Source organism: Acinetobacter sp. IK23, assembly GCF_035615275.1.
GTDB lineage: Bacteria > Pseudomonadota > Gammaproteobacteria > Pseudomonadales > Moraxellaceae > Acinetobacter > Acinetobacter seifertii.
The window spans coordinates 169,743-182,725 of the sequence record NZ_JANBNX010000005.1; the positions used below are offsets into that span (position 1 = coordinate 169,743).

Sequence of the window (12,983 nt, forward strand, 5' to 3'; positions counted from 1 at the left end):
CTTTTCAGTCACCGCTTGTTAATTTGTAGTCTAGGCTAAAATAAATCCATCTATTAGAATAATTTACTTATTCATAGTGAGTGAAGACCTTTGACCAACGAATCTTCTACACTGCAACGAGGACTAAAAAATCGACATATCCAATTAATTGCTATGGGTGGAGCAATTGGTACCGGATTATTTTTAGGCTCGGCGCAAGTGATTCAATCTGCGGGACCATCCATTATTTTAGGATATGCCATTGGCGGCTTAATCGCATTTTTGATTATGCGTCATTTGGGAGAAATGATTGTTGAAGAACCTGTTGCAGGATCGTTCAGCCATTTTGCTTATAAATATTGGGGGAAATTTCCCGGATTTTTAGCTGGATGGAATTATTGGATACTCTACGTTCTGGTCGCGATGAGCGAACTTACTGCGGTAGCCAAATATATTAATTATTGGTGGCCTCATATTCCAGCGTGGACGTCTGTCTTATTTTTCTTTGTCGTGATTACGGCAATTAACCTAACAAACGTCAAATTTTATGGTGAGTCCGAATTCTGGCTCGCTATTATTAAAGTTGTTGCGGTTATCTCAATGATTATTTTTGGACTTTACTTGCTATTTACAGCAGATGTAGGTTCAAGCATTTCATTTAGCAACCTTTGGACACATGGTGGATTCTTTCCAAATGGCTTTAGTGGCCTGTTCTACATGTTGGCTTTCTTGATGTTCGCCTTTGGTGGTATTGAACTGATTGGTATGGCTGCGGCAGAAGCAAAAGATCCGAAAAAAACCATTCCAAAAGCAATTAACCAAGTTGTTTTCCGTATCTTGATTTTCTATATCGGTTCATTGGCAATTTTACTTTCATTAGTGCCATGGAACCAATTAGATCTTGGCGGTCTCGATAAAAGTCCATTTGTTATGATCTTTAGTCAAATGGGTATTGGTTGGGCTGCACACTTACTTAACTTTATTATTTTAACCGCTGCCCTCTCTGTTTATAACAGCGGGATGTTTGCCAATAGCCGTATGCTTTACGGTTTAGCTCAACAAGGTAATGCGCCAAAAATCTTCAAGAAAGTAAACAAACAAGGTGTACCTGTACCAGCAGTTTTGTTGTCTGCATTACTTATTTTTGGCTGTGTTCTGTTAAATTATTTTGTACCTGAAGATGCTTTAAGCCACTTAATGTACATTGTAGTTGGCGCATTGGTGTTGAACTGGGCGATGATCAGTATGACTCACCTTAAGTTTAAATCAGCAATGAAAAAACTCGGTCAAAAAACTCACTTCCCTGCACTTTGGGCACCATTTAGTAACTATTTGGTTTTAGGTTTCATTGCTGTTGTACTCTACATTATGTGGAGCCAAGGCTTTAAAGAGTCTGTAATGATGATTCCGATCTGGATTGTTCTTATGTTTATTTTGTTTAAAGTACTCAATGCTAAAGAACAATAATCTGAACATTTGTACTTAAAACATGAAAAAAGCCATTGTCTCGACAATGGCTTTTTTATTTAAGGCTCTAAGATTAAAACCATATTTGAATGTCTATTTAGAGCCACTGTTTCGTATCATCAGCGACAGGTGTACCATGAATAACATGCATAATCATTGCATGCGCAATACTGCCTTTAAATGGAATTTCAGGTAATTGATCAAGTTTGAAAAATTGTGCATCACTGAGCTCTTTCTCCTGAATTTCAATTTCGCCCGCTTCATATTCAGCTTTAAAAGCCAACATTAAGTTACTCGGAAATGGCCATGGTTGACTCGCCAAATACTGAATATTCTTAATGTGCAATCCAACTTCTTCTAATGTTTCACGTCGCACAGCATCTTCTAGTGTTTCCCCTACCTCGACAAAGCCAGCGATTAAACTGTACATCTGGGTTGTATTTCTGGCATTTTTAGCCAGCAAAATCTCGTTCTCTCCACGTGTAATAATAGTAATCACACAAGGGTTAACTCTAGGATATTGACTAAAATTACATGCAGGACAAGTCATAGAATATTCAGTCTTATGCTGCTGGGTTTTATGTCCGCAACGACTACAAAACTGATGATTACGACGCCACTCTAGTAACTGAAAAGCACGACTCGCCTGTTCAAACTGCGATTTAGTCCAATACTGCAAGAGTTGGCGGATAGGTATGAACTGATATCCATTTGGTATAGGTTCACCTTCTTGGAAATCTCTTGCTATTACTTGAGGGTCTGCTTGTATATGTAAATCATGTTCCTGCTGTTGAAGGCAAGGCAAATTAAAATTCGCATCAACCAAAAGTTGTTGCTGCTGAAAAATATAAGCAATAGGAAGGTTGTTGGTATCCATTTATATACTCGAGTGAAGAACCTTTCGACGGCCTCTATAGCTCCTTCAAAAGGATCAGACTTAAAACATATTTTTCAAAAATCTTACGCATACTGGCAAACATCTTCAATTTATTTAATTTGTATCTTTTTGATTAAAATCACATTTTATTCACGCATGCTATGCTTTTAAGTTATATCTATGACTTTATAGCTAACTGACCAGTGATGAACTTAGAAGCACTGCTTCACATAAAATTGATCTCTAAAAATTTAGACTAGTTTTAGTCCCATCTCATGAAGCAAAAATATGCGATTTGGTTTAATTCTGGGTGATCAATTAAATCACCAACTCGCAACGCTCAAGTATTTAAACCCAAATGAAGACGTTATCTTGATGGCTGAAGTACTTGAGGAAACATCTTATGTTGCTCATCATCCACAAAAAATAGCGCTGATTTTTAGTGCAATGCGACACTTTGCAAAAGAATTAAAAGCACAGGGCTGGAAAATCCTTTATCACACATTTAAGCGCGAAAGTCATATAAAAAAGTTAGTCGACTTTATTGCTTTGCAGCAGCAACACTTCTTCGCGAATGCTCTCGTCGTTACCCAATGTGGTGAGTATCGCTTACAGCATGAAATCGATACTTCATGGTCTAACTCACTAAAACTACCTGTTATTTGTTTAGAAGATGATCGTTTCTTTTGTACCGTAGAACAATTCAAGCAATGGGCAAACAAATATAAAACGCTAAGGATGGAATACTTTTACCGAGAAATGCGCAAGCAAACTCACTATTTAATGCATGACCAACAACCCGTAGGCGGGCAATGGAACTTTGATCAAGCCAATCGAAAAGCGTGGTCAGGCAATCCACCTTTGCCACCAAAATTAACCTTTGAGCATGATCAAATTGATATAGATGTTATTCAACTGGTCAAGAAAGAATTTTCTCAACATATCGGCAATATCGATTCCTTTCAATGGGCAACAACCCGTCAAAATGCCTTACTTGCTTTAGACCATTTTATTTCTAACAGCTTGCCCCACTTTGGCGATTATCAAGATGCTATGGTTTATGGTTCAGACTTTATGTTTCATAGCCTGCTCTCGCCTTATTTAAATTGTGGATTGTTATTACCAAAAGAGGTATGTGACGCTGCCCAAACAGCGTATTACAACGGACAGGCTCCCTTAAATGCAGTAGAAGGATTTATTCGTCAGATTTTAGGATGGCGGGAATATGTGCGTGGAATCTATTGGTTGTCTATGCCTGGCTATAGCGATCAAAATACCCTTCATGCCACCACGCCGCTGCCACAATATTACTGGACAGGTGATACAAAAATGGCATGTATGGCCGAGTGTTTCAGAAATACCTTTGAACATGGCTATGCTCACCATATTCAGCGTTTAATGATTACAGGCAACTTTGCACTTTTAGCAGGTGTAAATCCATCTGAAATTTGCGAATGGTATTTAGCTGTCTATGTCGATGCTTATGAATGGGTTGAGTTACCGAATACATTAGGCATGGCCATGTATGCAGATGGCGGCACCATGGCAAGTAAACCCTATGCTGCATCAGGTAATTACATACATAAAATGTCAAATTATTGTCAGCACTGTACATATAACGTCAAAACCAAAACTGAACCAGACAGTTGTCCATTTAACAGCTTGTATTGGTATTTTATGAGCCAGCATGAGGCCATATTTCGTCAAAATCCCAGAATGGCGATGGTCTACAAAAACCTTGATCGTATGAAAGATAAAGCTTCTGTTATGCAGCATGCAAAGTTACTTATTCATCAACTTGATGAGCTTTAAGATCATGAAAAAACAGCATCTAGCCCAGAAAATATGTGTCTATTGTCAACGCCCTTTTGACTGGCGAAAGAAATGGGAACGTTGCTGGGAAGAAGTAAAATATTGCTCTGAAAGATGTAAACGACAAGCCCGCTCAAATAAGTAAATATTTCACGCGATTGTTTTAACTGATTCAACACTACTCTTCATGTTGAATCAGTTGTCTTTCAATTGATTATATTTGATGCTCTTAAGCATATTTATACTGGCGAGAACAGTAAGCTCTTTCAACTTCTGGTGAACGTAATTGCTGATGCTTGGTTTTACGCCCTGCCATACGCTTGCGCCAGAGTTTAAAACTGCTCGATTTTAAGTTGTATCTCATTAAACGAATAACTTCACTTTCACGCAAGCCATACTCTCGCTCAATTGCTTCAAATGGGGTTCGATCTTCCCATGCCATTTCAATAATTCTAGATAAGTCCTGTTCATCAATTTTTTTCATGTTATGCCCTTTTAAATTATGCTGTAACCAAATCTGATTCTTTAACAAAGAACCTTTCTGAAATAGCTTCACTTACCCGATTGCTTGCCTTGAATGTTTTCGTGTTTTGCTTCAGATCATAGAAAGGCAAACATGAATTTTTTGTGATTTTTTAGCTTTATAAACTCTATTTTTTATATAAGACATAAACAGTTCTAAAACCTTTGAGTGGTTTAACTTTTTATTAACCACTATGGTAAAATTTTTAATACCTAAAACATGAAAAAAAAGCCATTGCCTTGGCAATAGCTTTTTCGTTTATAATCATTAAATTATGCGCCCTTAGCTTAACTGGATAGAGCAGTTGCCTCCTAAGCGACCGACGTGGGTTCGAGTCCCGCAGGGCGCACATATAATATAAATAGTCTAGTTGAAGACCATATATAAGATAATAATGAACATTTATCTTTTTGTAGAAAAAGATAATAGATAAGGAGTATCAATTATATCTTCTATAAAATTTTCAATATTCCTTAAATTCACTTTTGGCAATACAACCATATTTTCATAAAAAAAATATTGATTTGAATTTAAGTCATCTTCTATTGTTTGATTTAATCTGATTGGATCATAAAAATTGAAAGTATATATTTTATCAAATATCTTAATATCTACTGCAAAACATCCTTTCGACTCAATCTCCCAAGCATACTCAGAAAAATCATCGGATAAATTTAGAATATAATTTCTCATATAGTTCCAATTTTTAAATTTTCATATATAAATTTAATCACAGTAACTTAGATTTAAAATCCATTTTTTAGTTTCCAAGAGATCTTGTTGAATCTTTCTTTGATCATTTAAATATCTATTATCTATAAAATATTTAACTTGACATAAATTATTTTTATCATAAAGAGTTAAATCCTTTTCTGAGATTCTCCTCATATCTTGTGCAATAAGTAATAAAGGAACATATATATCCACATCTTTTTGTTTTTGTAACTCTTTAATTATATAGACATAATTAGCTAGATTCACAACAGTTGATACATTAAAACCTTGCTGAAAATAATACTCGTTATTGATTTCTGCAGCTCTACAACCACTAAGAAAAACAATCAAACATACTAAAAAAGCTCTCATATTATTTCCTTTATCTAAATAAAACCTGATAGCTTTATTTTAAAATACTTTTATTTCACATCTTTTATATAAAAATTTAGAACTATTTAGTTCCCATATCATAACCGTCACATTATATTTACCCCTAAGGCACAAGTACACTGTAGTGATGTCTATAGATGATAAACTATAGACCCAGAGTTCTGAACAATACTCGATTCAACAGCTCTTACTATTTACAACTATTTTATCCTCATTTAAATAATATAACCCACGTAATTATAGGCTATAATATTAATTTCATCTTCACCCATATTAAACTTCTATAACCCATTAATATTAAATAATTTTAACCTTTATCCTTAATGTAAACTCTATTAAGTAATGGAGAAACGCCCAATTTCTCTTCTACTACCCAATTACAAGTATCTTCATCTTTTAATTTATCAAGAATATAAATGGATACTATCTCATTTCCAGCTTTGTAAAGCTCTTCACTAATAATTTTTTCTCTTTCATTAGTAAAAACTATATCTTGAAAAATTTCTTTATTCGTTCCATTTACTTTAATTGTAATCATTATATTCCCCTCTATAAAAGGATTTTCTTCATTAATCCCAACTATTACTCCTTTTACACAATAAGTTTCTATATTGCCATTTTTGATATTTTCCCACCATTCAGCTGTTGCATATAAACCTTTGTCACCCTTAAGCCCCATAGTTGTTCCCTTATCCAACGTAGTTTTCTGTATATTTTTGATATAATTTTTATCCATCAAGATTGAAGAAGATGATCTTAAATCAAATACCAACTTATACCCTTGCTCAAGTAGATTTATATCTTCCATTTTTATCATTTTAATATTCTCCTATTTCTTACTTATTATGCTGATTTTGCATCATTTATCATTTTCAAATTTACACCTAATACATTATTTATTATAAAAAAAATAGGACTTAATAAAAGCCCTATTTTTTTAACCAGTATGTTTAATCCTTCACTTCAGCCAACAACGTTTCAGCTGCAAGTTTTCCTAAATTATTAGAAGCAAGCGGACTATCGCCTGTTAATAATTTACGATCTCTATGACATTGACCTGTAATGCCAGTGTTCAGAATCTTCACACCGAGTTTTTCAAGGTTCTCACCGACTAACCACGGTAAAGCTCCCGGCATATAACCGATATCAATATTTGCCCCCTTATCTAAGGAATCAGGGAATACACAAATTTGATAATCTTTAAAAATGTAATTCTCAGGTTGTTCATCTACTGCCGCAGCAAGCAGCGAAGCTGGACCATGACATAAAGTAATTATAAATTTGTCTTGTTCAACTGCCCATTTCAGAACTTTTTTGACATCCAAGCTATGTGGAATCTTAGCTAAAACACCATGCCCACCCGGAATAAATATAGCCGCATATGGAGAGTTTTCCCCCACTGCATTTTCTAAAATATCGCCAAGTTTTAGCGGATTTTTTAATTTATCTGCATATTTCTGGAAAGTATCTAATACTACCTGCTCTTGCTTTGGCATTGCCCACATTTCAAGTTTGGCTGGATTACCGGAAAGTGTCGCAACATCAATTTCAAAACCAGCATTATCTAAATGAAACATCGGCAAAAGCATTTCTACTGGATGGTTTCCGGTAGAAAAGAACTTACCGTTTTGCATCTGGATATAACGCTCATCAGTTGCAATCATTAAGACCTTTTTATTACCTGTATACGGCGTTGGGTAGGTCGTACCGTCGTAATCTGTTTTAGGAGAAGTATATTGGCTCAGTGAGTATGGTGATGGGAAGAATGCATTATCTTCTGCCAAATCTGGAGTCGGATTTTTATCATTTGATGCTGGGGTATTCATTGTTACCATCCTTTAGAATTGAAGAACGAAATAACAGCTTTAAGCCAGTTATTATTTCTTAGTACATGTATATTTAGATCAACAAACTGGTGCAACACGCCAATAGAATTTGGCAATTTTTATATAGAAATAGGCACAATTAATAATTATAAATTTCAGTTTAGGCAAACATGACGTTCACCTAAACTATCACAGATTAAATTAAGTATTAATCTCTAAAACGATCTTTCCAATATGGTCACCTTGTTCCATACATGCATGGGCACTTTGTACATCTGAAAAATCATAAGTTTTATAGATTTGCGGTAAGCACTTGCCTTGCGCTAATAACGGCCACACATGTTCATGTAATGACTGAGCAATCTGGGCTTTTTCTTGGCTATTACGTGCTCGCATGGTTGAGCCAGTAATGGTTGCACGTTTTAAAATCAGTTTCTGCAAATCAAATTCTTTTGCAATTCGACCGCCCATAAAACCAATAATCACAAGTCGACCATCACGTTTTAATAGATTTAAGTTTTTCGAGAAATATGAACCACCCACAATATCCAAAATCACATCAACACCTGGGTCTTGGGTGTGTTTCAAAATTTCTTGCTCAAAATCTTGGGTTTTATAGTTAATTGCAGTCGTTAAGTTAGAGAGTGCTGCAACTTTATCTTCACTTCCAACTGTAGCAAAAGTTTTAATCCCTAAAGCATGGCAAATCGCTAAAGCTGTGGTCCCAATACCACTTGCACCACCATGAATCAGTGCTGTTTCGTTTTCTTTTAAACGGCCGATATCAAACAGGTTTGCCCAAACTGTAAAGAATGTTTCCGGAATCGCAGCAGCTTGGGTAAATGTTAGATTTTCAGGTATTGGCAATACTTGCGTTGCAGTGACAGCACAGTATTCTGCATAACCACCACCGTTGGTTAAAGCACAAACCTTGTCTCCAACTTTGAACTGTTGCACCTGTTCACCTACAGCAACCACGACCCCAGCGACTTCAAGACCCGGAATTTGCGTAACACCTTTAGGCATTGGGTATAAACCCATACGCTGCAATACGTCTGGACGGTTAATTCCAGCAGCTTTTACCTCAATTAACACTTCATCTGCTTGAGGAACTGGAACATCTGAATCTTGAAGTTTTAAGACCTCAGGTCCGCCAGGAACCGTAATTTCAACAATTTTCATGGTTGTTGGAAGACTCATTGATATGCTCCATGTTTGGTTTATATTTTAAATGTATTGATTTACTTTAATTCATTGAAGATTTAGGTGGAACTCCAAACAGCCGTTTAAACTCTCGACTAAACTGTGAAGCACTTACATACCCAACCTGATAGGCGGCTTCAGCAACACCCATTTGATTATTTAAGATTAAATCACGTGCCTTATGTAATCGAGTAATCTTAATGTACTGTAATGGAGAATAGTTCGTGACTTTCTTAAACGCTTGATGAAAAAGAGAGACACTCATTCCTGCTTGTTTAGCAAGTTCCTGAACCGTTAAATTATGATAGTAATCTCTTTGAATAATTTCACAAATTGTATAAATCACACTATTTCGACTTATCATAGCCGAAAGATTTTCGATTAAATCGCGACTACCTGCCTGCAAAACCCGATAAATGAGTTCTCGTTTTATCTGTTCTCCCAATATCGCAGTATCTTGTTTAGAACGAAGTAAATTCAACAAGCGTAAAGCAACCTCAGATATTACCGTGTTCATGTCTATAATATTTAAACCACAACTGAGCTTTATATCTCTTTTTTCAAGCTCATCTATAGATGGCTGCTGGTCTTTATCCATTTTAGTGGCTAAATCAGCCATCATTTGCGTTTCAAACTTAATCGCAATTGCCAGCATCGGTTCATTTTCAACCAACGTATCGCAGTCAAAAGGAATAGCTATCGAGATGAGTAAACACTGGCCTTGTTGAAACTGAAAAGTATCTTTCCCGATATAACCACGCTTTACGCCTTGTATGACTAAAACAATTGAAGGCTCTTGTAATACAGCAACAGGTTGTGTGGAATGATCTACCCTCATAAGGGTGATGTTTGAAATATAGGTAGGATACAGCCCTTCTTGAGGAGCCAAATATAAAAAAGCCTCTACCAATCTTTTCATCAAATCATTCTGTTGCATTGCTTTATTTTTTACGGGCTATTTAAGATTTACTATATCAATCAAACTAAAAGGGAAAAGTATTTCTTGGTAGTACTTTGTATAAATAAGCAAGTTAAAGCTATTTTTAGGCATAAAAAAACCTAGAAGATTCTAGGTTTTTTTATTCAATCTGATGATTAAGCAGATAAGTTAAAGAACATTGCTGCAATCAAAATAATGACACCGAGCACAATACGGTACCAAGCAAATACGCGTAGCGTATGGCGTTCAACAAAAAGTACTAGTGCCTTTACTACAAATAAAGCTGCAATAAATGCTGCAACAAAACCAACACCAATATTAATCATATTGTCTGAGGTCAACACATCAGCATTTTTAATTAAGTCAAATGTCGCTGCACCTAACATGGTCGGCATTGCAAGGAAGAATGAAAATTCTGTTGCGGCTTTACGTGATAAACCTGCAAACATCCCGCCTACAATTGTCGCACCTGAACGAGATGTTCCCGGAATCATCGCAACACATTGAGCAAGACCAACTAAAAATGCCTGCTTAAACGTGATTTTTGTTGCATCTAATGTTTTATGCTCAAACTGTTTAGATTCAACCCAGAAAATAATCAGTGCGCCAACAATGAGGGCAATCGCAACCACAATTGGGCTAAACAAAACGCTTTTAATAAAATCGACGGCTAAAACACCAATAATCACTGCTGGGAAAAAAGCAATTAATACACTAAAAGCAAAATGACGCGACTCTACATCGCCACTAAAGAAGCCTTTAATCAAGTTAATAATTTTTTGTCGATATAACCAGCATACTGCCAAAATAGCACCTAACTGGATCACTACTTCGAATACACGACCACCATCTGAATGGAAATCGATAATATGACCAAATAAAATCAAATGGCCAGTACTGGAAATTGGTAAAAATTCAGTTAAACCTTCAACAAATCCTAGAAATAGTGCTTTTATAACTTCAAAATTTTCCATCACTTGCTCAAAAAGTTAATCACTAGAAAGGTCTAAAAAGTTGTTTTATATCATGGATAAACCAATACTTTGGCCTAATTCATGTTCAATATCAGATCATTTCTAGCATTTTGGTTATTGCCTTTAATTAAAGGCCGATTATTTAAAGTGCAATAATGTATCACATCATTATGACAAACTTAGGTTAACTATCGTAAAAAGATAAAATCTAATCAAAAACAAATCATCTTCTAGTTATACATAAAAGTTCTTACACTCAAGCAAGCCAAGAAACCATCTTAAAACATCAAACAAACATGATATTATTTCAAGCATATGTCATTTATATTTAAAATTTAAACAAAATGAAAAATACTAAAATCAACGCACGTCATCTGATTATCGATCTCTTTCTTTCCTCTGCTTACCCTCAACTTACGATTAAACAAATTTTGGTGGCTGCCAAACTGTTTAACTTAAGTGAAAACGGTATTCGAGTTGCGACAACCCGTTTATTAAATGAAGGTATGATTGAAAGCGTAGAACGCGGAATCTATCAACTTTCACCTTCTACGAAAGATTGGGCAAAAGTAATTCTCAATCGTAAAAATGGTATTAAACAAACTAAAGAATGGCAGCAACATTATCTTGCTGTTTTTACAGGCACACTGGGCCGTATAGACCGAACTGCTCTTAAAAAACGTGAACGTGTGCTGCGTCAATTTGGTTTTAAAGAATTAGAAACGGGTATTTACATCCGCCCAGACAATTTAGCTTATAGTTTTGAAAAAACCTGTGAGGAGCTTGTTTTAGCTGGGCTAGAGAAAGAAGCAAAAATTTGTATTATTCACTATTTCGAACCCTCAACGCTTAAGCAAATTTTTTCTTTATGGGATACCAAACAACTCGAAAAAAATTATGAAATGTATAGTCGAGATATCACACACTGGCTTGAGAACTATACTCATCTCTCCTTAAATGATGCTGCAGTTAAAGCCCTTCTTTTAGGTAGGGAAACGATTGCATTACTCATGAATGATCCCCTATTACCAGCTCCATTTGTAAATGAGTCTGCGCGTAATCAATTTGCTCAGGATGTACAGCAGCTAGACGCGATTGGCCAAAAACTTTGGAAAAAAATATATGAACAAGAATTAAACCTATAGTCATCTGATTTATTTTTTTACAAACAAATATTTCACTTTTTAAATTTTTATAACTATATTTGTAATATAAAATATAGATACCAAACTCTAATTTGGGAGAATAACAATGAATACACAGGTAAGTGTTACGGACCTATTTAGCAGAGAAGAAATACAAGAGCTTACCGAACCTTCAGATGCCTATGGTGCTTGGGCTGTTGCCAGTACATGGGCTGTTATTGGTGGAACATTCGCCAGCTTAATCATGATGTGGGATTACTTACCGAGTTGGGGTAAATTATTAGCATGTATGCTTGCCTTAGCAATCTTGGCGGGTCGTCAGTTATGTCTTGCAATTCTAATGCACGACGCGTCTCACAAAAGTCTGTTCAAAAATAAGAAAATAAATGATTTCGTCGGTGAATGGCTATGCGCCCGCCCCATCTGGAATGATCTTCAAAAATATCGTATACACCATGTTCGTCACCATGCAAAAACGTCTACTCCAGATGACCCAGATCTTTCTTTAGTTGCTGGTTTTCCTGTCAGTAAAAAATCTCTAACTCGTAAATTCTTACGGGACTTAACAGGTATGACTGGCTTAAAGTTTAGCTTAGGTCGAGTTTTAATGGATCTGGATGTCATGAAATGGACTGTTGCCAATGACCAAATTTGGTTAGACCGCAGTCATAAAAATTTCGTTGACTATGCAAAGAGTATTGCAAAAAACAGTACGGGCGCTATTGCAACCAATCTGGCACTTTATGGTGTTCTAAAAGCATTTGGTCAGCAACGTTTTTATTGGTTATGGCCTCTGGCTTATTTAACCCCATTCCCACTTTTTTTACGTATTCGCTCTATGGCAGAACATGCTGGAATGCAAACCAGCAATACTGCTTTAACCAATACTCGAACAACCAAAGCTGGGTGGATCGCGAGAAGTTTTGTTGCACCAATCCACGTAAACTACCATATGGAACATCATTTAATGGCTTCAGTGCCATATTTTAAATTACCGCGTATGCACAAAGTATTAAGAGAACGAGGTCATGTTCCAGTCCCACCTAGCTATTTTGAAGTGATTCATTCACTTTCATCAAAACAAGAATCATCAACTTAATGCTTATTTAGAAGACCACTTTCAAATTTGT

Annotated in this window: 14 protein-coding genes and 1 tRNA gene; 6 read left to right on the forward strand and 9 right to left on the reverse strand. The window is 35.8% G+C overall.

Annotation, left to right across the window (positions count from 1 at the left end):
* Positions 1 to 90: 90 nt before the first annotated feature.
* Positions 91 to 1,446 (forward strand): amino acid permease, encoded by a 1,356-nt coding sequence (locus tag MSG95_RS06080; protein WP_004705835.1) that lies wholly within the window; start codon positions 91 to 93, stop codon positions 1,444 to 1,446.
* Between the two features lie 97 nt (positions 1,447 to 1,543).
* Here MSG95_RS06080 and nudC read toward each other — a convergent pair whose 3' ends face one another.
* Positions 1,544 to 2,323, reverse strand: a complete 780-nt coding sequence (gene nudC / locus MSG95_RS06085) for an NAD(+) diphosphatase (RefSeq protein WP_004705834.1) — start codon at positions 2,321 to 2,323, stop codon at positions 1,544 to 1,546.
* Positions 2,324 to 2,611: 288 nt separating this feature from the next.
* Here nudC and MSG95_RS06090 point away from each other — a divergent pair, with 288 nt between their 5' ends.
* Entirely contained in the window at positions 2,612 to 4,135 is a 1,524-nt protein-coding gene (locus tag MSG95_RS06090) for a cryptochrome/photolyase family protein (protein WP_004705832.1), read from the forward strand.
* 4 nt (positions 4,136 to 4,139) lie between these two features.
* The gene (locus MSG95_RS06095; RefSeq protein ID WP_077164707.1) at positions 4,140 to 4,280 is read left to right on the forward strand and encodes a DUF2256 domain-containing protein; all 141 of its coding nucleotides are present in this window, start codon (positions 4,140 to 4,142) and stop codon (positions 4,278 to 4,280) included.
* An 84-nt stretch (positions 4,281 to 4,364) separates the two neighbouring features.
* On the opposite strand, the gene MSG95_RS06100 is transcribed toward MSG95_RS06095, so the two are convergent.
* Positions 4,365 to 4,619, reverse strand: coding sequence for a TIGR03643 family protein (locus MSG95_RS06100; protein WP_004705831.1), 255 nt, complete (start codon positions 4,617 to 4,619; stop codon positions 4,365 to 4,367).
* A gap of 315 nt (positions 4,620 to 4,934) precedes the next feature.
* Here MSG95_RS06100 and MSG95_RS06105 point away from each other — a divergent pair.
* A tRNA-Arg gene (locus MSG95_RS06105) sits at positions 4,935 to 5,007 on the forward strand.
* A 53-nt stretch (positions 5,008 to 5,060) separates the two neighbouring features.
* On the opposite strand, the gene MSG95_RS06110 is transcribed toward MSG95_RS06105, so the two are convergent.
* From MSG95_RS06110 to MSG95_RS06140, 7 genes are all read right to left on the reverse strand, one after another.
* On the reverse strand, positions 5,061 to 5,351 hold the full coding sequence (locus tag MSG95_RS06110) for a hypothetical protein (protein ID WP_004705830.1): 291 nt from the start codon (positions 5,349 to 5,351) through the stop codon (positions 5,061 to 5,063).
* A 33-nt stretch (positions 5,352 to 5,384) separates the two neighbouring features.
* Positions 5,385 to 5,744: a hypothetical protein gene (locus MSG95_RS06115; protein ID WP_004705829.1), complete on the reverse strand. Its 360-nt coding sequence runs from the start codon at positions 5,742 to 5,744 to the stop codon at positions 5,385 to 5,387.
* A gap of 328 nt (positions 5,745 to 6,072) precedes the next feature.
* Positions 6,073 to 6,582 carry a hypothetical protein gene (locus MSG95_RS06120; protein WP_004705828.1) on the reverse strand — a complete coding sequence of 170 codons (510 nt, stop codon included), beginning with the start codon at positions 6,580 to 6,582 and terminating at the stop codon, positions 6,073 to 6,075.
* Between the two features lie 133 nt (positions 6,583 to 6,715).
* A complete protein-coding gene (gene hchA / locus MSG95_RS06125) occupies positions 6,716 to 7,591 on the reverse strand; it encodes a glyoxalase III HchA (RefSeq protein WP_004705826.1) in 876 nt (291 codons plus the stop codon).
* Positions 7,592 to 7,792: 201 nt separating this feature from the next.
* On the reverse strand, positions 7,793 to 8,791 hold the full coding sequence (locus tag MSG95_RS06130) for an NAD(P)H-quinone oxidoreductase (RefSeq protein ID WP_004705825.1): 999 nt from the start codon (positions 8,789 to 8,791) through the stop codon (positions 7,793 to 7,795).
* A 46-nt stretch (positions 8,792 to 8,837) separates the two neighbouring features.
* A complete protein-coding gene (locus tag MSG95_RS06135) occupies positions 8,838 to 9,731 on the reverse strand; it encodes an AraC family transcriptional regulator (RefSeq protein WP_004705824.1) in 894 nt (297 codons plus the stop codon).
* A 158-nt stretch (positions 9,732 to 9,889) separates the two neighbouring features.
* Positions 9,890 to 10,708: an undecaprenyl-diphosphate phosphatase gene (locus tag MSG95_RS06140; protein WP_004705823.1), complete on the reverse strand. Its 819-nt coding sequence runs from the start codon at positions 10,706 to 10,708 to the stop codon at positions 9,890 to 9,892.
* 344 nt (positions 10,709 to 11,052) lie between these two features.
* Between MSG95_RS06140 and MSG95_RS06145 the strand changes: the two genes are divergently transcribed.
* On the forward strand, positions 11,053 to 11,853 hold the full coding sequence (locus MSG95_RS06145; protein ID WP_004705821.1) for a PaaX family transcriptional regulator C-terminal domain-containing protein: 801 nt from the start codon (positions 11,053 to 11,055) through the stop codon (positions 11,851 to 11,853).
* Positions 11,854 to 11,959: 106 nt separating this feature from the next.
* Positions 11,960 to 12,952: a fatty acid desaturase family protein gene (locus tag MSG95_RS06150; protein WP_004705820.1), complete on the forward strand. Its 993-nt coding sequence runs from the start codon at positions 11,960 to 11,962 to the stop codon at positions 12,950 to 12,952.
* Positions 12,953 to 12,983 lie beyond the last annotated feature (31 nt).